Genomic DNA, 25,966 nt, shown 5'->3' on the forward strand with positions numbered 1-25,966 from the left:
CGCGTTATGAAAAAAAGTTATTAGCATAAGATTTAATCAAAAGCTGACAACAGTAAATTTGACCCTATTTGTAATGATAACAGTTAATCGAATGTTAAGTATTTTGGAAAAAGAAAAGGTGGACAGTTAAAGTAATTGTCTGTGAAGACAATACTTTCCCAGTCCACCAGTTAAGGAAGATTACATAAAAGATCCGGGAACAACTGTCGTGCAGCCGTGCAGCAGATCTAAGGCCCTGAAAGGGGCGGCGCGGGCGCAGGGAGAGCTAACAGGGAGGCCGGTTAACTGGTCGGTGCGCGGACCATATTACCAAATAAGGAAGCATAAAAGGAACATCGTACTCACGGCGACCAGGTTTTTCGAGAACCTGACGTTGAAGCCGCCTTTTTCTGAGTAGAAGTAACTTTCTTTGTACCGGTCGTACTCAATGGGAGCACCTAACTCCTTCATCATTTTGAGGAATTCATAGAGTGTTCTTTCGGAAATACGAAGCCGCTTGGCTAACTGAGCGGGCTTACCGGTCCCTTTGATCCTGATGAGGTAATCAATGGTCTGTAGTCTGTCAAAATAACGCTTTGGCATGTGGCATAGAGGGGTCTTAACGGTTATTTACTGAATATACGATTTGTGTCTTTATTAAACCAGCATTATCATATATATATTTAAACGTAAATATTAACAATCTGGTTTAAATGGGTTTTCGAAATTTTAGCTGCGGAACAATGGCGCTGATGCGGATTAGCTGCGTACTTTTACTAAACGTACCAGTGTTGTTTTTATTTGCATGCACGTTAAAAAAACTCACTGCAGTAATGCTTCATAGATAATGTTGGCAAGGGCTGTTCCCTTGTCTACTGCGGGATCCGGAGGTCTGGTGGCATATACTTTTCCATTCTTTCCAACAACAATAAATGAGGGATACTTACTAATGCTGTATTGTGTAAGCACTTCCCTATGCTGGTCATCCAGCTGCCATATCCATCCCGGCAAATCCTTTGCAGCAGCGCCATCGCAGCAGATATTCACAAACGTAACCGCGTTATTGAAGCAGTCTTTTATTGCTGTAAGGGCAGGCAACACCGGGACTGATCCACTGTAGAAATGCAGCAGTACTACCTTTCCGCTGAATTGCTGCAGGCTTATTAATTTCCCCTGTGCATCCGGAAAACTAAAAACCGGTGCCGTTACACCTTTACTGATCCCTTTCCTGGATCGTCCGTAAAGCTTTGTAATAGCCTGTTTACATGCTTCATCCTGTACCAGTTCCAGGTAATCGCGCACACACCACTCCTGCTCTTCTGCCGGGTTACCTGCCGCGAAACCAAGTGTTAATGAATGCGCCAGCAACCTGTCGCGCAACCGGCCACTGTAATGGATTTTCAGCCACTCGTAAATAGCCCTGTTGTTACACTCATAACGATGCCGTATAAAATAATCCGCCTCTGCTTTATGCAGCAGATAACTCAAATAACGTATAGGCGTAACTGTTGTATCCGGAAGGAGTACCTGGGGCAATGCAGGCAATATGTTCTCTTTATAAAAGAGCACCTGTCTTTCTTCCAATGTACTATCCGGCGCTGTGGCCACTTTCCATAGTGTACCCACCAGGCCTGATGCCGCTTCACCCAGCACATGCGCCCTGGCTATCGCCCAGGTGGCCGGGCTCAGGCTGTCGCGGTATAACGCCATCACCCTGTTGCCGGCCTCTAATTGCTGACGGTAGGCCGCTGCCAGCTGCAATGCATCGGATGATGCAGGAACGGTTATACGCAACTGTGCGCGCCTGGCCTCATAAACGGCCCTGTTCAACCCTGCAGCGCTTCCTGCAAACCGGATACTGTCGCCCTGCATCATCAACTGCAAACTATCTCCCCCTCTGATCATCCCATAAAAATTATATCCGCTACCGGCATCTGTATAAAAAAATATTTCCTTCCCCACCGGCAATGGTATGCGGAAATAAAAAGAATCAGGTTTTAATAAGGTGTCCTGAGTAACAGCAGGAGAAATACCCGGGTCATACCAGTAGGTCAATGATACCTTCTGTACAGGGCGGCCCGCTGTCTTACCCGTAATTACGGCGGAAGATTGTGCTGCAGCAGTTCCTGCCAGCATAAGTAAAACACAGCTGTTACGCAGCAGCTGCCTTATCACAGGACGGTTCATAATCAGATTTTTAGATGGTAACAATCCCCATGGTAAAAACCACAGGGAGGTAATATTCACAACGATAGTAAATGAAAACTTTATATATATCTTAACGGGTATAACCGTTCATTATATCAATCTTATAGTGCAATAATAAAGGGTACAAATAAGGAAAGTGTTAATCGAATCTTAACTGTTAATACAAAACAGGATTTATTTAGAGATTAAGCCAGTATACCAGCTTCAGTACCAAAGCCCGGTTCCTTACATAAAACGGTTCGGGGAGATAATTATCCGTATAAACGATGAAAAGATCCGAGGCCGGCCTGTAACGCCACTGGAAGCGGGTATTGAGGTTCATATTCTTCTGCTGCCCGTTGTATTGCATAAAACCGGTAAAGAAAAGCGTGTTTGTCATCGTTACATCCAAACGTGGGCCTACCAGCCAGAAGGAATTATTGCCCCATGGCTTTGGCAAATTGATATTGTTGTAATTAGCGCTCAATGCAATACTCACATATGGCTGGAACCGGTACCCCAGCTCAGTATTGGTCATCAACCGGCTGCCATCCGCATAATAGCCTCCATAACGGGCCGACAAAGAATAGGTGAACAAACTTTGAGGTTTGGATACATAATCGGCACCTATGGTATTCCAGTTATGCCGGCTCCCGTTCACTAAACTATCTTTTCCTGTATTGGTGGGATCGAAAGGTTGCAGCAATTTGATATAGGTGTTGGATGCCCAGACATTGAGCGTGTTCCGCTTCCGGAACACGATACCATAATTGAGCATGGTTTCATTATCTGTACGATGCATATTGGCTTCATCAAAGAACCAGGTACTGGTTACCTGCGGCCCATGACTCAATACAGACCCCGATAAGGGAAAGAAAAGACGGGTCACCTGCGGTGCTATCTTGATATAGCCCTGCCTTGGCACATATCCTACCTCCGCATTATAGTTGCGCCCTACGTATTCATGCTGCCAGCCAATATTCCATTCCTTGCTGGTGTATTGCAGGTTAGCCGCATGGGCTATATCATGACCGGTTTTGTTGGGCGTATATGACTTCAGCAGCATGGCTTTCCCCGTCCAGAAGTTATTGGAAGACGCCAGGTTGTATTCCAGTCCCATGTTCCGGTTATACCTGTTGTAAAGTGGTTTATCTGTCACTTTAGAGGGATCATAATTCACCGATTCCTTGTTGATAAAAATAAACCCGATATTGGAACGGGAAAATACCCGGCGCTGCAAAGCAGCCACAGTAAAGTTCTGCGCGGGCAACCCGGTTTCCTCCTGCTTTCCCGTTTCCATGTTCATAATGCCCAAACGCCAGTCTTTATTGAGCTTACCACTGAGCCTGGCGCCAAAACGGATCGGCACACCACCAAGACCAATACGCCTGGAGAAGAACGGGCGGATAGTAGCGTACCCGAAGTTGGACATCTGGTCGCCGTTCTCCAGGAAAAACTGCCGTTTTTCGGGGTAAAACAATTCAAAGCGATCCAGGTTGGTGACCTGTTTATCTACGTCTACCTGTGAAAAATCCGGGTTTACCGTGAGGTCAAGATTCAATGAAGAGGTAACGGCTACTTTAGCGTCCAACCCTGCATCCCGCCGGTATTTGGTAGGGGTTGCCTTATCGTAGTCCTTCAACATGCCTCCCAACACATAAGGAATCAGCGACACATTTGCACCTGCAGGGGGAGGCGCTGCATCCCATACAAGGTTACCGGTATACGCCAGTGAAGCAGTAGGGAATTGTCGCGGTACCGGCGCCCAGGCCGACTTCTCCGTTGTTTTCAGATCGTTCCGGCTGAAATTGATTCCCCATTTGGTAATCCCCTTTTTGTAACGGATGGTTTTAAAAGGGATCACCGCTTCAAACACCCATTTATCGGGATAATTTTTTACTACAGATGTCCATTTATTATCCCAGCTCAAGTCCACTTTTCCACCATCGTACATCAAACCGTCCCATTGTGCCCCCGCTGCATTGGCGCCAAAGGAGAAACCATTGGTCTGATCGTCGAACGGGTCCATAAATAAAAGGAAGTTATCATTCTTCAAAAAAGCAAAATCACGGCGCAGTGATTCTACCATGTAAGGCCCGTTACCAACGGTATAGTTTTCCACCACGAGATAGAGGTTCTTATCGTCATAGGTCATCCGCACGTCCGTACGCAGCCTGGCGGCGCTGGTATCCATCGGCAGCACCATGTGAAAGCCGGTGGCAATATCAGCCTGCAGCCATGCCGCTTCATCTATTACGCCATCTATTTTGATGGGGGAAACTGCTTTGCGGATCTGCAATTGATAAGCGTCATTTTTCTTTTGCGCACGCACTGAGAAGCAAATAAAACTACAGCTGATAATAAGTGGAATGATACGATACATCAGATTGCTATGGGTTTCCGGACAAAATACAAAAATTGCAAAAGGGGGAAGAAGAAAATGGATGAAGGGTAAATGCAGCGGATCTGTAAAAAATCAGGAAGATGTAAACCGGGATAATCCTTCAATTGAAAGGCGGTGAGCTACAGGTTCCCCTGCTGCCCACCGCCGCTCTATCTTCCGGAAAATTACAATTTATTATTCTTCATCTGCGTATCGGCCACAGGAACCTTTACTGTTGTAGTTCTGCTACTGCGGCCCCTCGTACTGAATACCTTCAGTTTCACCGTTTTGCCACCTGCGGCAACAGGCGTAGTATATACAGGGCTTTTTAACGTAGGTTCGTCACCGTTAGTTGTATACCTGATCACTAATCCAGGCATCTGCACATTGGCGCTCAGCACGCCATTGTCTACCTTTGCACCTGCAGTCGGGATACGCCAGTTAAAGCCACCGTCGTAATAGTCGAGGCGGGGCATTTCACGTTTACCCATCACGTTGCTGAACACGCTCCACGCCTGTGCATACAATGCATCCGCTTTTGCGGTATCTTTTTCTGTAGCCCATTCCGGATCTTTTGCCCATGCTCTTTCTGCAAGACCCAGCAATTTCGGTAACATCATATATTCCATGCGTTCGGAACTGGTCACGGTTTCACTCCACAGCAATCCCTGTATACCCGGTATATTGGACGCGCCAAAAGCTGTTAACCGGTCCTTTCCAACAAATAACTCCGGTGTAACCGGATTACCTTTGCCATCTACTTTTGAATTCCTGTAATAATCAAACGGAATAAAGTAAAACGGTTTATCCACATCTACAAATCCTCCCCAGTAGAATCCCGGTTCATCAAAAGATTTCATGTAAGCCATATCAAAATAGAAATTGCTCACACCCGATAAAACTACTTTGTAGCCTGCATTGGCAAGACGATATGATAGATCTTCCTGTCCTCCGCCAATCACGTTATTCCATACATTCAGCTGAAAATGATCATTTACAAAATCAGGATTGGGAATACTCTGCGACTCGTTGCCAATAGTTGTTTTACGCATCCCTGCTTCTTCCCAGCCGGCTACGGATAAGCCGCGGGCTTTCAGCAGGTCGTTCACTTTACGATAGTAATAATACCAGAGGTCATTTACATGCTGCAATGATTTATCCTGCTGCATCAATGCAATACAGGCGGGCGATTTTTCGAACACGCCACCCGGTACTTCATCGCCGCCCATATGTACTGCATCCAGCGGTGCGCCGGCTTCTTTATACATTGCCTGCAGTTCTTCCACCACTTTATCGAGGAAATGATAGGTAGATGGCAGGGCCACATTCATCACGTTGTCGTTCCAGTATTGCACAGAATGATATTCAGATTTATCTTCCAGATCGGTGAGCAGGTATTCTTTTGCCTCCTGGTCGCGGCCCGCTGCTTTCAGCCTGTAGTAGCGTGATTCCATTGATTTCACTGCTGCGCGGGCATGTCCCGGACTTTCTATTTCCGGTAAAACCCGTATATGCCTTGCCGTTGCATAACGGAGGATCTCAATAAAATCGTTGCGTGTAAAATAAACCGCTACCTGCTGTATTGGTGGTATCAGGACCGGAGCCATATGATGGAGGCAGCATATTTTTCCAGTCGCTGCTATGGCCGCGCTTAGCGCCTACAGCCGTCAGTTCCGGCAAGGAAGGAATTTCCACACGCCAGCCTTCATCATCACTGAAATGAAAATGCAGCACGTTTAATTTATACAGTGCCATCAGGTCGATGATGCGGAGCATATCACGTTTGCTATGGAAGTTACGGGCTACGTCTATCATAAAGACCCGATAACCAAAACGCGGTGCATCGGTCACCTCCACACCCGGGATAGTGATGGATTTCTGGTTGCCTGCAAATGCAGCAGGAGGAACCAGTGTTTTCAGCGACTGGATCGCATAAAAAGCGCCTGCTTCCGTACCGGCGGTGATGGTAATCCCTTCCGGCGTTACCCTCAAACGATAACCTTCCGGGGCAGTAATAGCGGCATCATACACAAGTCTGATGGTAATTGTTCCTTTTTTTCGTTTGCCCAGCAACGTTAGCAACTCTGTATCCAGTATTACAGCGCTGGCAGACAGTTGTGGATCCGCTTTTACTTCCGGCAATGCGTCCAGCACCAGGTTGCTGCCGGTGGCTTTGTACGATTCAGGCGTAGGAAAAACCAGCTGGAGCTGTGCTACCGGGATATCCTTTACAGTAGCATTCTGTTTGAATATATCCGTTGGCGTTACTACGGCGGTTTTATCACCGGGATAGCGCATCAGTTGTTTTGCAGTGGTAGAAGGCCGGATGCTATAATCTTTTATAGAGAACCCTTTTTCGGGTTGTTTGTTCCACACAAGATACAAACCGGAGGGAGCGTCTGTAAAATTTACAGCCCACGCATCGCCGGTAATGGCCAGCTTCAGTGAATCGCCGGGAGCGATGCCGGTAAATCCTTCTGCCGGTGTAAAGCGGTACAGGTCACCATTAATGTGCTCCACTTTTACATGCCCCGGCAGTTCACCTGGTGTTACCATCCTGATAAAATTAAAGTACAGCTGCCACCCTTTGGAAGGAAACGGTTTACCTGCTGTGTTTATAAAAGTGAAGGCCGACTGGAAATTGTCGCGGCCCTGGTAATGGTTTTCCACCACTTCCCAGCTGGTTTTCAGCCGGGCTGCATCATAGGGTGCGGGTTGTTGTGCCCGGACGCCCGCTACAGTACTAAATAAGAGTATGCAAGTTGCAATCAACTTGCCAAGATCATTGTATCTTTTCATGTTGTGGATGATTGAATTGGCTTATTTTGAAAGATAATAAAATAATTTAAAAACTAGAGTTTGATTTTCGCGGGGGGCTGACGCGGATTTTGTCTTTTCCAGGATTTTGATGATTACACTGATTTTCATCTTTTAAGCGAAGCGGAACAGTGCGATTTTGTCTGACTAAGGGATTTTGATGATTATGCTGATTTTTACTTTTAACCGAAGTGGAATAGTGCGGATTTTGTCTTTTTTAGGATTCAGATAATTACACTGATTTTCATCTTTTAAGCGAAGTGGAATAGTGCGGATTTTGTCTGTCCTAGTATTTGATGATTACACTGATTTTTACTTTTTAACCGAAGCGGAATAGTGCGGATTTTGTCTGATTCAGGATTCAGATGATTACACTGATTTTCATCTTTTAAGCGAAGCGCAATAGCGGATTTTGTCTGTCCTAGTATTTGATGATTACACTGATTTTTACTTTTTAACCGAAGCGGAATAGTGCGGATTTTGTCTGATTCAGGACTTTGATGATTATACTGATTTTTACTTTTTAACCGAAGCGGAATAGTGTGGCTTTTGTCTGACCAGGATTCAGATGATTACACTGTTGACTGAAGCGGATATTGAGCGAAGATTATCTGACTCTGAATTATAATGATTAGCGGACAAACCCGGTTCTTATTTTTTGAAGAGTAAGAACCTGATTAAGTCCTTATCGCCTTTACCTATTAACAGAAAGTAAAATCAGGTCAATCAGCGTAATCATCTGAATCCTGAAAAAGACAAAATCCGCGAAAGATTTAACAAATTTATCTGACATACGTTAATTAGATTTATAGGAACAATAGCAAAGGAAGTATTCATAATCTCCAAAGGAGCATCAAAAAATCAAAAAAATACGTCTATGGTCAAAGCATTTATCGGGTTCGCAGTTGTGAGTATAAGTGTTATCGTTGTTTTAGGATTATTTTTCCCCTGGGTTTTCTGGCTGTTTGTATTGGTGTTACCCATTGTTATCATGGGTATACTCGACATCATGCAAACCAAACATGCTATTATCCGGAACTACCCTATAGTAGGCCGTATGCGATACTGGATGGAAGCATTGCGGCCTAAGATCTATCAATACTTCGTAGAGAGTGATATTGATGGCAGCCCTATTAACCGGGTAGACCGTTCCACTATTTACCAGCGCGCCAAACGGGAACTCGATTCCCAGCCATTTGGTACCCAGTTCAATGTATACGCTGAAGGATATGAATGGATGGCACATTCTATTCAACCGCAGAACTTTGATAATATGGAGAAGGACCCGCGTGTAACCTTTGGCGGGAAAGACTGTAAACAACCCTATTCCGGCAGTATCCTGAATGTTAGCGCTATGAGCTACGGATCACTCAGTAACAACGCCGTACAGGCATTAAACGGGGGCGCTAAAATAGGCAACTTCGCACATAATACAGGTGAAGGCGGCATCAGCGACGCTCATCTCAAACAGGGAGGGGATATTATCTGGCAAATTGGTACCGGTTATTTTGGCTGCCGCGATGATGACGGTAATTTTTCCGATAGCTTATTTGCGGAAAAAAGTGCGCTCCCACAAGTTAAAATGATAGAATTGAAAATTTCTCAGGGCGCTAAGCCTGGTCATGGCGGTATATTGCCGGCAGCCAAGAACACGCCCGAAATTGCCGCTATCCGTCATGTTAAACCACATACCACTGTATTCTCTCCGCCTTATCATAAAGCATTTAACAGTCCGCGTGAAATGATGCTGTTTATCCGGCGCCTGCGCGACCTCAGTAAAGGCAAACCTGTTGGGTTCAAATTATGCATTGGCCAGCAACGGGAATTTTATGCTATCTGCAAGGCCATGATAGAAACAGATATTTATCCCGACTTTATTACTGTAGATGGCGGAGAAGGTGGCACCGGTGCGGCTCCTCCGGAATTCTCCAACTCAGTGGGAATGCCGCTGATGGACGGACTGTCGTTTGTTCACGACACACTTACCGGGTTCAATATCCGTCATCATATGAAAATCATTGCCTCCGGTAAAATACTCACGGGCTACCATATGCTACGTGCAATGGCACTGGGCGCAGATACCTGTAACAGTGCCCGTGCAATGATGATGGCACTGGGTTGTATCCAGGCACTGGTATGCAACACCAATAAATGTCCTACCGGTGTAGCCACTCAGGATAAATGGCTGTCGGCCGGCCTGGTGGTGGACGATAAAAAACACCGTGTAGCCAATTATCACCGCGATACCATAGAAAGCGCCATAGAACTGGCCGGTGCAGCCGGTTTAAAAGATCCGCATGATATTACCAGGCGGCATATTTTCCGCCGGGTATTTATGAACCAGGTAAAAACTTTTGAAGATATCTACCCTAGCACAGCCCCGGGCGCATTACTGAACGGGCTAATGCCGGAACATCTGAAAAGGGAGATGGAAACAGTGGGCATTGATACATGGATCTAGTATAAAGGACCTGGGCTTTTATCTTTTACAGATAAAAGCCCAGGCCCTTTTTTCTTCCTGAATATTTTCAAATTCTAAAAATATAATCAACTCTTAAAGTCTACCCCCCATCTGCTTACATCTCTCAACATCTTTAAAAATCCAAAAGAAAAACTCAAAGTAACCAGCAAAATCATTATAATCCTGAGTCGGACAAAATCCGCGGCTGGTATAATGCCAATGCGTTTTCCCTGCATATTTTAGCGGCAATTTTCTCGGGGAAATTCTGCAGGATCAGTTGCAGATCTGCTGCCGCAAATGGGCGTGGCGCACGGGTAGAGGGCATATCGGTACCAAATAATAATGCACCCGCATTAATAGCGGTAATCTGCCGCATGGCAGTTAACACATCAAAATCGCAACGACTAAAACCAGTTGCTTTTATCCACGCTCCTTTTTCTACCAATGGCAATAAATATTTGAACCCTGCTTTAGATAACCCCAGGTGATCAATTACCACAGCAGGCAGTTTATGCAGGGTGGTCGATAATCCCGGCAACTGCCGGGAATCCACATACAGCTCCACATGCCATTTCACCAGTTCATATACACGCAGCCCCAGCTGTTCCAGGTGTTTTACACTTTCGGAACCTCCACGCTGCACATTAAACCTTACTGCACGTACACCTGCCTCATGCAGGGCTATTATTTCCTCATCGCTGGTACTGGCAGGTATCTGCGTAACGCCTACATAGCCAGGCCCCAGCTGCTTCAACGCTTCCAGCAGGTAGCCCTGATCAAATCCCTGGAAAGAGCCGGATACCACAGCGCCTCCATCAATATTCAGCGGAGCGGCCTGTTGCCGGTAGTCAGCTACTGAAAAATCCGATGGCAGAAAACCCTGGTTAGGCTGCATGGGAAACCGGTGATCAATGATGTGCAGGTGTGCGTCGAATACGGGCTTATCAAACATAATCTCATCGTTGTTACAATACACAAGCTACAGAAAATAGCTGAAAGCAGAAAGCAGAAGGCCCGGAGGGATCCTGCAATCCGTCCGGGCCTTTATGGCATTGCTTTGAGTTTTGTTAAATTTCCATTGCGCCGGCAGCGGCTTCGTCCACAAACCAATGTAACTCCCCTTCCTCCGGCCTGATCAGCTGGGAAGGATATTTCTCCGCGTCAAAGGTGCCTTCTATCACACTTTTCAGCGTGATGGCTTTATTGGCGCCTGTGGTAAGAAACAGCACACAGGCAGCCCTGTTCACTACAGGTGCGGTTAAGGTAATGCGGTACATATCCTGTGCTTCCAGGAAAAATGATTTCACCCAGGCCTTTTTTTCATGTACAATGGGTAAGCCAGGGAACAGCGACAATGTATGTCCGTCGTCTCCCATACCCAGTAATACCAGGTCAAAGGTGGTATCCTCTTTTCCGAAATATGATTTCAGGATTTTCTCATACTCAGCAGCAGATTCTTCCGGGCCAATATCGGTGCGCATTACATGGATGTTTTCGGGATTCACGCCTACTTTGTCAAGTAATGATTCAAATGCCATGCGGGCATTATTGCGTTCATCTTCAAAAGGCACATCTCTTTCATCTCCCCAGAAAAAATGTATTTTCTCCCAGGGTATTACCATATTGTAAGGAGCTTTCGCCAGGAGGCTGTATAACTGCTTTGGCGTATTGCCGCCCGACAGTACAAATGTGAACCGCTCCTGGGTTTGCAATACTTCCAGTATGTAGTTACTGATCCATGCCGCTACATTTTCACTCAGTTGGGCAGGATCTTTTGCGATATGTAGTTCCATAAAACAAAAAGAATTACGGACCATTTATACAAATGGTCCGTAATCATTATTTAGTAGGTAAATTAATCCAGGTATGACCGTCGCGGGCAACGAGTGCATCGGCATCGTCGGGTCCCCATGAATCGGGTGCATAGTTCGGAAAGTCTTGCGGCATGCGGTTTTCCCATGTTTCCAGGATAGGCATGATCACTTTCCAGGCAGCATCTACCTGGTCGCCGCGCATAAACAGGGTGGCATCTCCTTCCATCACATCCAGCAGCAATGTTTCGTATGCTTCCGGTGCATGTTCGCCATTAGCGGCATCGTAATTAAAGGTCATGTCTACCGGGTCAAGCGTCATGGTCTGACCGGGGCGTTTTGCCTGGAAGCGGATCCGGATATCCATTTCCGGCTGAATGCTGATGGTGAGCCTGTTGGGGCGCCATGTCTGGGCAGCTTCAATCGGGAAGGAATAAGGAGGTGCTTCCTTAAAGGTGACAATAATATTGGTCGCTTTCTGATGGAGGTATTTACCGGTCCGTACATAAATCGGAACGCCCTGCCAGCGCCAGTTATCAATATAAAATTTAACCGCTGCGTAGGTATCGATATTGGATTTGGGATCCACTCCTTTTTCTTCGCGGTAGCCGGCTACTTTATTTCCTTTCATCCAGCCGGAAGAGTACTGTCCGCGTACGGCATGTTCATGTACTTTATCCGGTGTAATACGGCGGATGGCGTTGAGCACATCCACTTTCTTGTTGCGCACTTCGTTGGCATCAAAAGATACCGGTGGCTCCATGGCAAGGATACACATGATCTGCAGGATATGGTTCTGCACCATATCGCGCAGGGCTCCTGCCCTTTCGTAATAACCACCCCGGCCTTCCAATCCTACGCTTTCAGCGGCAGTGATCTGGATGTTATCGATGTAGCTACGGTTCCATACCGGCTCAAACAATGCGTTTGCGAAGCGGAACGCCAGGATATTCTGGATAGTTTCTTTACCGAGGTAGTGATCGATACGATAGATCTGCTCTTCTGTAAATTTTTTCGCCAGCAGTTCATTCAGCTCATGCGCACTTTGCAGGTCATGGCCAAATGGTTTTTCCACTACAATGCGGGTACAATGTTTATCGGAACAGAGGTTCAGCTCCCCTAAACGGGTGGCTATATTCGGTACCAGCTGCGGCGCTACCGCGAGGTAAAAGATAACGGTTGGATGTACGCCCCACTCTTCTTCCTTCTTTGTTACAAAATCGGTGATCTTGCTATAGGATGCAGGATCTTCTGCATCCATCTGCAGGTAAGTAACATGATTACTGAAATCTTTCCAGTGACCATTCTGCTCGCCCTTCCGACGGGAAAACTTACTGATCCCTTCCAGCAGGTGATTATTATAGTCTTCGTTGCTGTAAGGGCTGCGGCCCAGGCCTGCAATAGCAAACTGTTCGGGCATCCAATCATCCAAAAAGAGATTATATAACGCAGGCGTTAGTTTCCGGTAGTTTAAATCGCCACTGCCTCCGAATATGAACAGGATGGATGCAGGCGGGCGTTTATGGATCTGCATATGTTTAATTAAAGATGAACATTTTTAGTGTTGCTGCCATTCTGTATGGAAAGTGCCTGGCATGTCGATACGCTGGTAGGTATGTGCACCGAAGTAATCGCGCTGTGCCTGGATCAGGTTGGTAGCCATGCGGCCGGTACGGAATGCATCGAAATAAGACAGCGCAGACATGAATCCGCCTACTGGCACTCCTGCGGAGGTAGCCTGGGCGATTACGCTGCGGGTGTTGCTTTCCACCGATTGTACCAGGTAAGCTACGCCTTCATCCAGCAGGATATTGGCCAGGTCGGCATTTTTCTGGTAAGCCTGGGTAAATATTTCCAGCAGGGAAGAACGGATGATACATCCTCCTCTCCATACTTTCACCACTTCCGGTAACGGGATCTCCATTTTCAGGTCGGCAGAAGCTTCTCTCAGCATAGCCAGTCCTTGTGCATAGCTCAGGATGGTAGCGAAATAGAGGGCATCATGTACCTGTTTGATCCACATTTCTGCGTCGGCGTGAATAGTATTTTCAGGAGCTTTATAGATAGCTTCGGCCTGCAGGCGCTGCTCTTTGTAACCGGAGAGGGTACGCATAGCCACAGCAGTATCTATTACAGGTACGGCTACCGGCAGTTCCATAGCATCCTGTGAGGTCCATTTACCGGTTCCCTTGGAACCTGCTTTATCGGAGATCACATCTACCAGGCGCTTATCGGATTTATCGTCGTTCTGCAGGAAAATGTCGGCGGTAATTTCCACCAGGAACGATTGTAATGCGCCCTGGTTCCAGTTCCTGAACACTTCATGCAGCTGATCGTTGTTCAGCCCGGCCCCTTTTTGCAACAGGGTATAGCTTTCACTGATCAGTTGCATAATGGCATATTCAATACCGTTGTGCACCATTTTCACATAGTGACCGGCGCCTTCTTTACCGAGATAAGCCACGCAGGGAGTACCCTTTACCTTGGCGGAAATCGCTTCCAGCATGGGTTGTACCTTTGCATAGGCATCCTTGTCGCCACCAGGCATAATACTTGGGCCGGTACGGGCGCCCTGCTCACCACCGGAAACACCGATACCCATAAAATGGATACCTTTTTCGCGGAGATGTTGTACACGGCGTAAAGTGTCCGTATAGTGGGAGTTACCACCATCTATTACTACGTCGCCCTGCTCCAGCAGCGGCAACAGGGAAGCTATCACGTCATCTACCGGCTGACCGGCGGGTACCAGCATCATTAATTTGCGGGGACGTTCCAGCAACTGTACCATAGCGGCCAGCTCTGCAACACCTTTAACGGTAGTACCGGGGGTAGCGGCTGCTTCCAGTGCGCTGTTCTTGGCAGCGTCTTTATCAAAGCCGATAACGGAAAAGCCATGATCTGCCATGTTGAGCAACAGGTTTCTGCCCATTACGCCGAGGCCGATCATTCCAAAGTCATATAAGCTGTTTGCCATATATAGAGAAGTTACTTAAGGAGGTGTAAAAGTAGGGAAGAATTACGAAATACGGATTACGAATTACGGAGTCAGATGGAGACAGCCACCGGTATTACCTTCACTGTATCCACATAACTCCGTAACCTGTTTATGAATCATATTTATGCCGAGTTTCTGCCGGCGTTGATAATACCAAAAGAGCAGCGCATAATGAGCTTCTCGTAGGTTTCCCTGCCATGCCCGTTGTCGGGATGTGAGTCCAGCTCCCGTATCCGGGTAAGCGCATACTGCTGGGTAGTGAGCAGCGGCAGCACAATTCTTTCCCTCATCTGGATAGACAGCAGGTCGATAGGGCTGCCGGCCATCAGTTCAGACTCATTGGTAAGCCGCAGCAGGTATTTTTTAGTCAGCTCAAATTCATTATAGATCATCTGCCATACCTCTCCATATTGCGGATGTTTCTCCAGATAGGCAGTGAGCGGGAAATAGCTCTTCTTCATCGCCATTACGCAGTTATCGAGCAGGGTCCTGAAAAACAGGGAGTGTGCGTATAATGCTTCCAGTTCTTCCCATTTGCCTTGCTGGTCCAGCTGTTCCAGGGCGCTGCCCACACCGTAGTAGCCGGGTACATTTTGTTTCAGCTGGCTCCATGCGCCTACGTAAGGTACCGCTCTCAGATCATTGAGATTGAGCTTGGCAGAGGCATTACGCTTGCTGGGGCGGCTGCCTATATTGGCTTCCGCATAATACCGCAGGGGACTGGCATGATCAAGATAGGCCAGGAAATGCGGATGCGTCTTTAATTTATTGTAAGCTTTATAGCCTTCATCAGCAAGGGATTGCAGCAAATCTTCTTCCGCTTTGCTGAGTGTTACTTCCCGTGAAGAAAACAGTTCATTGCTGATGCCGGCATGTATCAGCTGTTCCATATTAAACTGTGCAGCGTCTATGGTGCCAAAGTTGGAGCTGATAGTTTGCCCCTGTATGGTTTGCTGTATTTCCTTATTGGCAATATTCCTGCCCATAGAAGCATAGAACTGGTGGGTTTTTCCGCCGCCACGTGCCGGGGGGCCTCCCCTGCCATCAAAGAACACCACGTTGATGCCATAATCTTTGGAGATAGCGGTAAGTTCTTCTTTCGCCTTATAGATGCTCCAGTTGGCCATCAGGTACCCACCATCTTTTGTACCATCGGAGAAGCCAAGCATAATAGTTTGTTTACATTGGCGGCGGCGCAGATGTTCCCGGTAATCGGCGTTTTCATACAGCTCTTTCATTACCTGTCCTGCATGACGCAGGTCATCGATAGTTTCAAACAGCGGTACAATATCTACTGTCATTTCCTCTTTCTTCCAGCCGCTCAGCAGGAACAAACCGTATACTTCCATCACATTTAGTACACTGGTACTATGACTGATGATATATCGGTTACAGCCCTCTTCCCCGTTGGCTGCCTGTATTTCCCGGATAGCAGCAATGGTTTGCAGCGTATCCTGGTGCAGCGGGTTTTCCAGGGATTGAGGATCTATAGCCTCTTTTATATTAAGTAAGGCACTGATCTTTTCTTTATCATCCAGGGAAGTATAGTTATCCGGCAGCGCCGCTGTTCCCGCGGCTACGGCTTCCAGTACCGCTTCATGAACGGAGCTGTCCTGGCGTATATCCAGGGAAGCAAAGAACAACCCGAAAATCTCCACTTTACTAACCAGGTTATCTACCAGATGGACGAACAGCCCATTCAGGTCGGCCATGATCGTATTTCGTATATCCACGAGCGTGTCCAGTATTTCCTGGCGGCTGATATCAGCTTTATGCCCTGGCAGGAACAGGTTGCGGGATAATTTGGATTCCAATGCGGCCACTACATTCTCCACTCCTTTAAAAGTAAGGCGGCGGCGCAGGTTGCGGACTTCCCGGAAATAGCATTTCATGATGGAAGCACGAAGGGCAGCGGCCACTTCAACGGTGGTAGGCGCTTTTACAAACGGGTTCCCATCACGGTCGCCGCCAGGCCAGAAACCCATGCGGATTACGGCGTTCTCACTACTGATAGCCCCCGGAAACTGTGCCCGGATAGACGACAGGATGCGGCCGGCCGACTGGTAAAAAATATTTTCGAGAAACCATACCAGGCTGATGGCCTCATCGTATGGTGTTGGTTTTTCCTTTTTGAAGAAGGGTGTTTTACCCAGCTGTTGCAGGTACATATTTACCTGGCTGGTATTTTCATCAATGAGCGCTTTAGACAGATCATTAATAATTCCAAGTACTTCACTGGGATAAAACTGTGTAGGATGCGCAGTCAGCACCAATCTCACGGAAAAATCCTTCAGTTTCTCCTTCAGCTTGTCCTGGGCCTGCTCCTGGATCACTTCAGATTGCAGATGCCGTAAAGTACCGGCACCCTGCAGGTCGCGGATGTTCCGGAAAGCAGCATCTTCAAGCGCATCAAACAGTACTACCTGTCTTTCAGCATATTGCACAAAGCGGAACAACAGGTCCGTTCGCTGTTTTTCATCTGTATAGGTGGTATACTGAGAGAAAAAAGAGTTCATGATCTCTTCAGGGCTGTTACCTTTGGAATATCCTTCTTCGCAATGAAGCAGGAACAGGGACAGAAAAATACCTGTCTTTTCCACGCGGTGGAAAGGCAAAGAGGTGAAGAGGCTATTATACAGCTGAAACTTGGTCCCAACGAGGTTTTTGAACTGTTGCAGCGAATTATTTACCGGCGCTTCCATACTAATTATCCGTTTATAGTGCTAAAGAAGAAGACTAAGCGGCTGTTAAATTAATAATTATTATGGTAATTTCTTAGTTTTTTGATTTTTGTTTGGCATAAAGTGATAATGTTTGAATATTATCTAATAAGAAGCAGCGGTCTTAAAAAGCAATCCCGGCCGCTAAATGCGGACCGGGACTGGTATCAGGAATCAGAATGCGCGGGTTAATGGATGCAGGCCGGGATAAACAGGATGATAAAACTTAAAGAGATAATAATATAGGAGGTCACACCGCCATAACGATGACAGCACGTTCCGGGTTATTAATTAAGGTTTAATTGAAATGAAAGAAGCGGGGAAACTTAGTTATCGTTTAGCGAGAAACGAACCGGCAGGTTAAAATATACTGCCACGTACTGCCCGTTCTGTATACCGGGTTTCCATTTAGGCATTTTACCCACCACGCGGATGGCTTCTTCTTCCAGGCCACCGCCTTTAGCCGCGCCAACTGTTTTCACCTGAGAAATACTGCCATCACGGTTTACGACGAACTGAATAAATACCGTGCCCTGTATGCCGTTCTCCTGGGCTATATGCGGGTAACGGATGTTATTGCCAAGATACTTTGCCAGTGCAGCTTCACCACCGGGGAATTCGGGCATTATTTCCACAATGGTAAGTGGCACATCGGGATTGCTGGCGGCAGGAGGAGCAGCTACCACACCATTACCACCGCTGCCATTGGCCATCAGATCAATATCTGCGCCCCCTGCTACCCCATCTGAGTTGGTAAATCCTACCACCCCATTCTTCTGGTCAGCAATCTTTGGAGGCATTTCATCAGGAGGTACATCTGTATCAACAATCACGGGTGTAGTGGCCCTGATAGATGCGGCCAATGGCGGGGGCGCGGAGTTTACCGGTGGCGGGGGAATGGTAACAGGAGGTTCCGGCGGCATCTCCAGCGTTTTCAATTCAATTTTCTTTTCTGCCAGTACAGGCCGGTGTACATTCTCAGCCGCCATCAACGTGTTATTCAACACATAGCCGCCAATCATTACCAGCATAATAGAAGCGGTGCCCATTACTGCATTGCGAACGCGCCTGTCGTAACGACTGCGCAATTCATAGGCCCCATAATCTTTGTTCCTTCCATAGAAGAGAATGTCGAGGAAATCATTCCCCGGGATTTTAGCTGAGTCCATGGTAATATGTTTTTTCAATTAGATGATGCAGTAAAATATTTTCCATAAGGTTTTTGAAAATATATTTCAGGGAGATGGGTAACGGGACGGGGTATATTATATTGGAACAATTGAACGGGGTATATAAAATAGAAGTCCCGACACGTGTCGGGACTTGCTGGCACTGGGGACCTTACCTGAAAACAAGTGGTTCCTTCATTTTAATTAGGCTTTCCGAAAAAAGTATAGGCGTCTACGTTATTATGTATCAGCCCCGACTGCTTCCGGAAAATATCTTAATGAACGGTTGGCTGGAAGCAGTCTTCAATGATCCGATAATGGCTTCAGTTCCCGGGGCAATCACCAACAAAACCCACCAGTAATGTTTGAGGCAACGCCCCTTTTGAACTGAAGTTGATCGTTTAATCTCAATGGATAGTAACCCAATTCTGTTTCGCTACAAATACACAGACAGCGTGTATTCGTATACGTTATATCGTTTTCACGCTGCTTAACCGGTTTGCCTGTAAAGGCATTGAGGCCGAACAGATGACATATATCTTCATGTTGAAAAAATGAGAGAGGTCTGGTTTAAGATTTCAGTTGACAAATGCCAGGAGGATGCGGGGAGGTACGTTGCTGATAAATTTACCACCAATAAATTTGCAGCACACCTTTCCCGCAAGCCTGACCAGGCATTCTATTTACAGCTTACAGAACGCAAGATTTTTCCTTCAACAGCGGCTACAATAAGCGCCTGCTATCTGAATGTAACGGGAACAGGTGATATTTACCACTGTATTTTGCGTGTGGTATCGCATTCCACTAGTTAGCGTGTGCCTTTTCATAGTGTATTTTTATTTACACATTTTTCAATAATGATGGCAGCAACACCTTGCTGGTGGATCAAAGGATGCCGGAAGCGTTTGCCTGATGCTTCCCTGTGGTGGTAGATCTTATTAGTCTACTGATTTGGTAGACAAATATACATCGAGTTTTATTAATTCCAAATATTTGCCTGATTTTTTTCTGATTTTTTTGTTTTATCAGCATGGGTAAATCAGCTGCTGCGTATCGCAAAAGCGTATTTTTGCAGCATGAAAGACCATGTAAAAAACATTTTACTCATTATAGCCGGGGCCTTCATCTTCGCTGCAGGCATCAACTACCTGGCCATTCCCAATAAGTTATCGGAAGGAGGTGTAATAGGGATTACGATTGTCACTTATTATTACTGGGGATGGTCGCCGGGGATAACTAACTTTATTATCAACGCTCTCCTGATTATAACGGGATACCGGTTGCTGGATAAAAGAAGCATGTTGTACACGATCCTTGGCATCCTTTTTTGTTCTTTGTTCCTTTATCTCACTGAAAACACATTCACACCGGTTACCACCAACCCACTGCTGGCGGCTATATTTGCCGGCCTGCTGGTAGGCATTGGCATTGGCCTGGTATTCCTGTCAGGCGGTACCACAGGCGGCTCCGCTATTGTGGCAAGATTATTCAATAAATATTTCGGCTGGTCGCTGGGTAACGCTATGCTCATTTTCGACATTGTTGTGATCATATCTTCTTCCTTTATAATAGGCATAGAAAAAACCATGTATACCTTTATTGCGGTATACATCGGGGCCAGGGCGGTAGATTATATTGTGGATGGCCTTAACACCAAACGCGCCATTACCATTATCTCCGCACGAACAGAAGCCATTGCAGCAAAGATCACCGGCGAAATGAAACGCGGCGCTACCGTATTGCACGGGCATGGGGCCTTTACCGGCGCGCCCAAAGAAGTGTTATATGTAGTGATCGGCAAACAGGAACTTATGCGCCTCAAGTCACTGGTGCAGGAAACGGATCCTGAGGCTTTTGTAGTGATACACGAAGTACATGAAGTACTGGGAAGGGGATTCTCAAAATAGTTTGGCTGCAGCAGCTTACAGGATATCCTGTAAGCTGCCGGCCTATATTACTTACCGGTTAGCCCACGGATCACTTTCACTTCCTCCTCGCTGTAAGGCGTTCCATCCGGACGGAAAATATCATGAAACCAGGTAGGAGGCTCGCTGCCATCGGGCATTGGAGTGCTCCAGGCATATTTGGTATTGGTTTTACCAGCTACCAGTCCCCAGTTAATGGCGCCGATATTTTCCTTTTTCAGCAAAGGCATAATATTATCGAAACGGCTGCTGCGGGTACGGGCCATATATTCAGTACAGATCAGCGGCCTTCCTAACCGGCGCAAGGTGTCAATATCCCGCTGATGTTCTTCTGGCGGGGAATAGTTATGATAGGTGATCACATCTGAATGCGCCTCCTGGAATGCCGACAGGTCTTTAAGCTTCCAGTCCCAAATACCAGCTGATAGAGGCTGTGAAGGATTCACCTCTCTTCCCCAGGCAAACACTTTTTCCAGCAGGGGTAAGCTTTTGTTACCATGGCCGGAATTGCCGGGCTCATTATAAAGATCCCATAACAGGATACGCTTATCGTCAGCAAAAGATGTCAGTATATCTTTCACATATCTTTCCAATGTATCTACCAATGCGGGGCGCTGATGGATAGCTAGGCCCGGATCCTGCACCCAGCCTGAATTGTGGATACCCGGCCTGGGCGCCCGCTGGGGACCGGCCTGGTAAGTGCTGTCCCAGCAATCATCAAAAAACACGAATAAGGTGGAGATGTGATGCCTGTCGGCGATGTCCAGGTAAGTACTTATCCGTTGCTTAAAACCTGCAGAATCAACCACCCAGGGCACATGGTGCAGGTAAACCCGCATGGTGTTCAGCCCGATGCCTTCGGCATAGCCCAGCTCCCGGTTAATAGTAGCGGTATCAAAAGTTGCAGCCTGCCACATTTCCAGCTGGTTAATAGCTGTACTTGGAATAAAATCGCTTCCCCTGATCCAGTCTTTGCCTGCATACCAGGCATTGGCCTTTTCCTTTGACCATATACCTTTTTCGGGCTGTTTGCAGCTCATCTGGATAAGCGCGGCCACGCACAACGCAATAAATCGGTAATTCATAACGTAACTTTTTAGTGGAGTTACCAAAATAGTAATTATACGTGTCTCACGTTAGTCCATATGTCTCAATTTGTTACTCTCCCCGGGAATTCATATTTGGATTTTGAAATTTAGATGTATATATTGTAGTCAGCTCAACGCTCTTTCATTCCTTACCATCTTATCAACCAATACAATTAAAGGGAAATGACACAAAGCTCTCAACGCTTTTTACCGCTGGATGTATTCCGCGGGCTAACTGTTTGTTTCATGATCATAGTGAATACAGGCGGTACTGGTGGAACATACTGGCCACTCGACCATGCTGCCTGGCATGGCTGGACACCAACCGACCTGGTATTTCCCTCTTTCCTTTTTGCTGTAGGCAATGCCATGAGCTTCAGCATGAGGAAATATGAACAACTGGGAAATTCAGCGGTGCTGGGAAAGATATTTAAACGCACCCTGATCATTTTCCTCCTCGGATACCTGATGTACTGGTTCCCGTTTGTACATCATACCGATAACGGGCTTGCATTCAAACCATTCAGCGATACCCGCGTACTGGGTGTGCTGCAGCGTATTGCCTTATGCTACTGTATTGCTTCCCTTCTCATCCACTACTGCTCCAAAAAAGTGGTATGGGCTGTAAGTGCCGTATTCCTCCTGGGATACTGGGCTATCATGTGGTATTGCGGCACTCCAGGTGAACAGTACACCATGGGTGGCAACGCAGGCATCCTGCTCGATAAACTTATTTTAGGTGAAAGCCACATGTACCATGGTGAAGGCATTGCCTTTGATCCGGAAGGTATCCTCAGCACTATTCCCGCGGTGGTAAATGTAGTGGCAGGTTATTACACCGGGCTGTTTGTTCAGCAGCAAGGCAGAACGAAAGCGGGCCTGGGCCGCATGGTGGGCATGGGTATATTGCTCTTGCTGCTGGCCTATGCGTGGAACACAGTATTCCCCATCAATAAAAAACTATGGACCAGTTCCTATGTATTACTCACAGTGGGAATTGATCTGTTGTTATTGTCACTGCTGATTTTTGTGATAGATATCCTCGGCTTTACCAAAGGCAGCGGTTTCTTTACGGTATTTGGCAAAAACCCTTTGTTCCTTTATCTCCTGTCGGAAGTGCTGGCCATCCTGTTCTTTTTCTTTATGGTAAATGGCGATTCACTCTACAAGTGGATCAATGACACCATCTTCCAGCCATTGTCGCCGGGTAAATTCGGATCGCTGCTGTTTTCGCTGGCGTTCATGCTCACCTGCTGGCTGGTAGGGTTTATCCTCGACAGGAAAAAGATCTATGTTCGCGTATAAGTAATACCGTCTTACTAAAATAAAAGGAGAAGGGAAGGTCAGCGATCTTCCCTTCTCCTTTTATTTTAGTAAAACATTTTTTGCTACATTGTACATAAAATGATCACGGATGGACCTCTCACTTAAAGGAAAAACAGCGCTCGTGTGCGGCAGCTCCCAGGGCATAGGACTGGCTACAGCAACAGAACTGGCTTTGCTGGGCGCTGAATGTATTTTATTTGCAAGGAATGAAGACAGGTTAAAAGCGGCGCTGTCAACACTTAGTACAGCCAGCGGGCAGCAACACAGCTATGCTGTGGCAGATTTTTCCGATATAACACAGGTAACGGCTGCAGCAGAAAAGATCGCTGCAAGCGGCCCCGTTCATATACTTATCAATAATACCGGCGGGCCTGCAGGAGGTCCTATCCTGGAAGCCGGCGCTGCTGCATTCACGGCCGCTTTCTCACAGCACCTGCTGTGTAACCAGGCTTTGGCCCAGATATTTGTACCCGGAATGATCAGCGCAGGTTTTGGCCGTATTATCAATATTATTTCTACTTCTGTAAAAGCACCCATAAAAAACCTCGGAGTATCCAATACTACCCGGTGGGCGGTTGCCGCCTGGTCCAAAACCCTTGCCACAGAACTGGCCCCACATGGGATTACGGTGAATAATGTGTTACCCGGCTCCACCTCCACGGCCAGGTTGGAAGGATTATTTAAGAGCAGCGCGGCTGCGCGCAATGTATCGCCCGAAGTGGTAGAAGCTGAATGGCTGAAAGAAATTCCGATGCAGCGTTTTGGAAAAGCCCATGAAATAGCTGCGCTGGCGGCATTCCTGGCATCGCCCGCTGCGGCTTACATTACAGGTACCTCCACTGCTGTGGATGGAGGGAAAACGCCGGTTGTCTGACGCAGGATTAAACTGATTACGCTGATTACGCTGATTTGATTTTTGTAGGATTTTATAACTGATTTAAAAGGACCTGGGGAGATTTAGGCGGATATATTGGCTTAAATCTTCCCAAATCCTTTTAAATCCAAAGTAATCAAATCAGCGTAATCAGTTTAATCCTGAGTCAGACAAAATCCGCTCTTAACAAGGTATAAAATTGACCACCCTTACCAGGCGGCCATTTTCAAAATGTAGTTGCACACTGCTATCATTGTCTTTATTATAGGAATCACGGAGTATGATCATATCTTTTTTACCCTCGTTTTCTGCCTGCAATACCGCATTGGGATAAAAACGCTTTACATCTTCCCAGGTAGTGTTGCGGGTGAGCATAACTTTCCCCGCGGTGAGTGAATTGTTATCTGTAAAAACAAATTCCTCGCAAGCGAGTGAATCTTTGCAATGTTCGAAAGTGGATCCGTCTTTATAGAAAAAATCAAAATCTTCCTCAAACTGCGATCCGCAAATATCTTCCCCATTGGCAGAAATTATACTGTCTGCCGCACCAATGGCTGCTTCCAGGCGATGCCTGGTGGTAAACAGCGGCACTTTATTATTAATAAGCGCCTGGGCAAAAGGGAAAACTTCAATCTGTTCCCAGGAAATATTACGCCTGATCTCCTGCAGGGAATCTTCCTCGTCTGTAAGCGGCCGGATGTTTTCCGAAGGCGCTGCTACCACAATGTTATCTGCTTCTTCTATACTGTTCTGCCGGCAGGCTGTTAGCAGCAACAAGGCCATAGTAAATAAGTATTTACGTTCTTCGTATAGCCTATACCGTATTTTACGCATGATCCAGATAATTTAAAACCGATCTAAACACATAATTAAAATAAATTATATTAAGATCCAAGTATTTTTTATGCAATCGTTTGCATAAATCAGGAATGCAGGTTATATTGTTCTAATAAAGTTCCGCATATGAAAAAGCAAACCCTTCTCTTCCTGGGCCTGGCCTTACCATTTGCCGGCTGGTCGCAGGATAATTCCGCCGATGCTGCAGTTGTAAAAAAAGTAGCCGACTATGCCATTGCTCACGCCGCCTTCCGGTTCAAAGGAGATAATAATGAAACCTGGAGCAGCAGCAGGGAAATACCTGCCGGTGCAACGGCCAGGATATCAGACCACCTGAGTGAATGGCATTATCCCAATGGTGTGTTGAATATTGCTATGACAGATCTGGGGGAATACCTGAACGATAAAAAGTATACCGAATTTTCGCAGAAACATGTAGCCTTTGCGTTCGACAACTACGCCTATTTTGAGGCACTCAGTAAAAAAGGAGTTAAATACAAAGGCTTTCCTTTTAACCAGTTAATCAATACCCGTGTATTGGATGATTGCGGCGCCATGGGAGCCAGCCTGATAGACGTTTATGAAAAAGTAAAAAGAAGCGATTACAAGGCTTATATTGATAAAGCGGCCAACCATATCAGCAAAGTACAGGAAAGGCTGCCCGACGGCACTTTATGCCGGCCTTACCCTTACAAATGGACCCTATGGGGCGATGATCTGTACATGAGCGTTCCCTTCCTTGCACGCATGGGCAAGCTCACCGGCAACAACTCCTACTTCGACGATGCCGTTGCCCAGGTAAAACATTTTTCATACTACCTCTGGGACGAACGGAATGAATTGTATGTGCACTATTACTATGAAGACCTGAAAAGGCTGGGCGTTGCACACTGGGGCCGTGCCAACGGATGGATCATGCTGGCAAAGGTGCAGCTGCTCAATTACCTGCCCGTTAGTCATCCCGGCAGGCAGGAGGTAATTGCAGATGTTACCCGACAGATCCTCGGGATCGCCAGATACCAATCGGCCAGTGGCCTGTTCCACCAGGTACTGGACCGTACAGATTCCTATACGGAAACCTCCTGTACCGCCATGTTTGTATATTCTATTGCACGCGGCGTAAATGAGGGCTGGCTCGATAAACGTTATATCACTATTGCGGAAAGGGGCTGGGAAGGATTGGTAAAAGAGAAAATACAGGAAGATGGGCAATTGAAAGACATTTGCATTGGTACAAACACTTCGGCGGACCTTTCTTTCTATTATAACCGCCCAACAGAATTAAACGACTTTCACGGTATAGGACCTGTGATAGAAGCAGGTATTGAAATTATGCGCTATCACGCAAATGCCAAAAAATAAAAAGTGACGGATCTGCAGGAAGATCTTCT

General features: G+C 46.7%; 16 protein-coding genes and 1 pseudogene. 5 read left to right on the top strand and 12 right to left on the bottom strand.

Annotated elements, in window-relative coordinates; translation table 11 throughout:
- Positions 1–801: 801 nt before the first annotated feature.
- The 4 genes and pseudogenes from ABIE50_RS31875 to ABIE50_RS31890 all read right to left on the bottom strand — a co-directional run.
- The gene (locus tag ABIE50_RS31875; RefSeq protein WP_209863216.1) at positions 802–2,166 is read right to left on the bottom strand and encodes a TlpA family protein disulfide reductase; all 1,365 of its coding nucleotides are present in this window, start codon (positions 2,164–2,166) and stop codon (positions 802–804) included.
- 199 nt (positions 2,167–2,365) lie between these two features.
- Positions 2,366–4,549, bottom strand: coding sequence for a DUF5916 domain-containing protein (locus ABIE50_RS31880; protein WP_209863217.1), 2,184 nt, complete (start codon positions 4,547–4,549; stop codon positions 2,366–2,368).
- Between the two features lie 185 nt (positions 4,550–4,734).
- On the bottom strand, positions 4,735–5,178 hold the full coding sequence (locus ABIE50_RS31885; RefSeq protein ID WP_354028303.1) for a chitobiase/beta-hexosaminidase C-terminal domain-containing protein: 444 nt from the start codon (positions 5,176–5,178) through the stop codon (positions 4,735–4,737).
- Positions 5,179–5,181: 3 nt separating this feature from the next.
- A pseudogene (locus ABIE50_RS31890) lies at positions 5,182–7,348 on the bottom strand (family 20 glycosylhydrolase); the annotation flags it as partial.
- Positions 7,349–8,243: 895 nt separating this feature from the next.
- Here ABIE50_RS31890 and ABIE50_RS31895 point away from each other — a divergent pair.
- Positions 8,244–9,827 (top strand): FMN-binding glutamate synthase family protein, encoded by a 1,584-nt coding sequence (locus ABIE50_RS31895; protein WP_209863222.1) that lies wholly within the window; start codon positions 8,244–8,246, stop codon positions 9,825–9,827.
- A gap of 175 nt (positions 9,828–10,002) precedes the next feature.
- Here ABIE50_RS31895 and ABIE50_RS31900 read toward each other — a convergent pair whose 3' ends face one another.
- The 6 genes from ABIE50_RS31900 to ABIE50_RS31925 all read right to left on the bottom strand — a co-directional run bounded on the left by ABIE50_RS31900 (position 10,003) and on the right by ABIE50_RS31925 (position 18,525).
- On the bottom strand, positions 10,003–10,779 hold the full coding sequence (locus ABIE50_RS31900) for an amidohydrolase family protein (protein ID WP_209863225.1): 777 nt from the start codon (positions 10,777–10,779) through the stop codon (positions 10,003–10,005).
- Between the two features lie 115 nt (positions 10,780–10,894).
- Positions 10,895–11,620, bottom strand: coding sequence for a 6-phosphogluconolactonase (gene pgl, locus ABIE50_RS31905; RefSeq protein ID WP_209863227.1), 726 nt, complete (start codon positions 11,618–11,620; stop codon positions 10,895–10,897).
- Positions 11,621–11,666: 46 nt separating this feature from the next.
- A complete protein-coding gene (gene zwf / locus ABIE50_RS31910; RefSeq protein ID WP_142685849.1) occupies positions 11,667–13,172 on the bottom strand; it encodes a glucose-6-phosphate dehydrogenase in 1,506 nt (501 codons plus the stop codon).
- A gap of 24 nt (positions 13,173–13,196) precedes the next feature.
- Positions 13,197–14,615 (bottom strand): NADP-dependent phosphogluconate dehydrogenase, encoded by a 1,419-nt coding sequence (gene gnd / locus ABIE50_RS31915; RefSeq protein WP_209863230.1) that lies wholly within the window; start codon positions 14,613–14,615, stop codon positions 13,197–13,199.
- 143 nt (positions 14,616–14,758) lie between these two features.
- Complete coding sequence (locus tag ABIE50_RS31920; RefSeq protein ID WP_209863233.1) at positions 14,759–17,338, bottom strand: phosphoenolpyruvate carboxylase; 2,580 nt, start codon at positions 17,336–17,338, stop codon at positions 14,759–14,761.
- A 344-nt stretch (positions 17,339–17,682) separates the two neighbouring features.
- Positions 17,683–18,525: an energy transducer TonB gene (locus ABIE50_RS31925; protein WP_209863236.1), complete on the bottom strand. Its 843-nt coding sequence runs from the start codon at positions 18,523–18,525 to the stop codon at positions 17,683–17,685.
- A 1,076-nt stretch (positions 18,526–19,601) separates the two neighbouring features.
- On the opposite strand from ABIE50_RS31925, the gene ABIE50_RS31930 reads away from it, so the two are divergent.
- Positions 19,602–20,432, top strand: a complete 831-nt coding sequence (locus ABIE50_RS31930; RefSeq protein WP_209863239.1) for a YitT family protein — start codon at positions 19,602–19,604, stop codon at positions 20,430–20,432.
- 47 nt (positions 20,433–20,479) lie between these two features.
- Here ABIE50_RS31930 and ABIE50_RS31935 read toward each other — a convergent pair whose 3' ends face one another.
- Positions 20,480–21,535 (bottom strand): cellulase family glycosylhydrolase, encoded by a 1,056-nt coding sequence (locus ABIE50_RS31935; protein ID WP_209863242.1) that lies wholly within the window; start codon positions 21,533–21,535, stop codon positions 20,480–20,482.
- Between the two features lie 186 nt (positions 21,536–21,721).
- Here ABIE50_RS31935 and ABIE50_RS31940 point away from each other — a divergent pair, with 186 nt between their 5' ends.
- Positions 21,722–22,843, top strand: coding sequence for an acyltransferase family protein (locus ABIE50_RS31940; RefSeq protein ID WP_209863246.1), 1,122 nt, complete (start codon positions 21,722–21,724; stop codon positions 22,841–22,843).
- 109 nt (positions 22,844–22,952) lie between these two features.
- Positions 22,953–23,738 carry an SDR family oxidoreductase gene (locus tag ABIE50_RS31945; protein ID WP_209863249.1) on the top strand — a complete coding sequence of 262 codons (786 nt, stop codon included), beginning with the start codon at positions 22,953–22,955 and terminating at the stop codon, positions 23,736–23,738.
- A gap of 183 nt (positions 23,739–23,921) precedes the next feature.
- Here the strand turns inward: ABIE50_RS31945 and ABIE50_RS31950 are convergent, their stop codons facing one another.
- Positions 23,922–24,572, bottom strand: coding sequence for a hypothetical protein (locus ABIE50_RS31950; protein ID WP_209863251.1), 651 nt, complete (start codon positions 24,570–24,572; stop codon positions 23,922–23,924).
- Positions 24,573–24,701: 129 nt separating this feature from the next.
- Here ABIE50_RS31950 and ABIE50_RS31955 point away from each other — a divergent pair, with 129 nt between their 5' ends.
- A complete protein-coding gene (locus tag ABIE50_RS31955; protein WP_209863254.1) occupies positions 24,702–25,937 on the top strand; it encodes a glycoside hydrolase family 88/105 protein in 1,236 nt (411 codons plus the stop codon).
- The last annotated feature ends 29 nt before the right edge of the window (positions 25,938–25,966 follow it).

The organism is Chitinophaga sp. OAE865 (genome assembly GCF_040546735.1).
GTDB classification, from domain to species: domain Bacteria; phylum Bacteroidota; class Bacteroidia; order Chitinophagales; family Chitinophagaceae; genus Chitinophaga; species Chitinophaga polysaccharea_A.

Coding starts and splice junctions, on each gene's coding strand:
- ABIE50_RS31955 (WP_209863254.1), top strand. CDS start 24,702: ATGAAAAAGCAAACCCTTCTCTTCCTGGGCCTGGCCTTACCATTTGCC.
- pgl (WP_209863227.1), bottom strand. CDS start 11,620: ATGGAACTACATATCGCAAAAGATCCTGCCCAACTGAGTGAAAATGTA.
- ABIE50_RS31930 (WP_209863239.1), top strand. CDS start 19,602: ATGAAAGACCATGTAAAAAACATTTTACTCATTATAGCCGGGGCCTTC.
- ABIE50_RS31920 (WP_209863233.1), bottom strand. CDS start 17,338: ATGGAAGCGCCGGTAAATAATTCGCTGCAACAGTTCAAAAACCTCGTT.
- ABIE50_RS31945 (WP_209863249.1), top strand. CDS start 22,953: ATGGACCTCTCACTTAAAGGAAAAACAGCGCTCGTGTGCGGCAGCTCC.
- ABIE50_RS31900 (WP_209863225.1), bottom strand. CDS start 10,779: ATGTTTGATAAGCCCGTATTCGACGCACACCTGCACATCATTGATCAC.
- ABIE50_RS31940 (WP_209863246.1), top strand. CDS start 21,722: ATGACACAAAGCTCTCAACGCTTTTTACCGCTGGATGTATTCCGCGGG.
- ABIE50_RS31885 (WP_354028303.1), bottom strand. CDS start 5,178: ATGGAATATATGATGTTACCGAAATTGCTGGGTCTTGCAGAAAGAGCA.
- ABIE50_RS31880 (WP_209863217.1), bottom strand. CDS start 4,549: ATGTATCGTATCATTCCACTTATTATCAGCTGTAGTTTTATTTGCTTC.
- ABIE50_RS31875 (WP_209863216.1), bottom strand. CDS start 2,166: ATGAACCGTCCTGTGATAAGGCAGCTGCTGCGTAACAGCTGTGTTTTA.
- ABIE50_RS31935 (WP_209863242.1), bottom strand. CDS start 21,535: ATGAATTACCGATTTATTGCGTTGTGCGTGGCCGCGCTTATCCAGATG.
- ABIE50_RS31950 (WP_209863251.1), bottom strand. CDS start 24,572: ATGCGTAAAATACGGTATAGGCTATACGAAGAACGTAAATACTTATTT.
- ABIE50_RS31925 (WP_209863236.1), bottom strand. CDS start 18,525: ATGGACTCAGCTAAAATCCCGGGGAATGATTTCCTCGACATTCTCTTC.
- ABIE50_RS31895 (WP_209863222.1), top strand. CDS start 8,244: ATGGTCAAAGCATTTATCGGGTTCGCAGTTGTGAGTATAAGTGTTATC.
- zwf (WP_142685849.1), bottom strand. CDS start 13,172: ATGCAGATCCATAAACGCCCGCCTGCATCCATCCTGTTCATATTCGGA.
- gnd (WP_209863230.1), bottom strand. CDS start 14,615: ATGGCAAACAGCTTATATGACTTTGGAATGATCGGCCTCGGCGTAATG.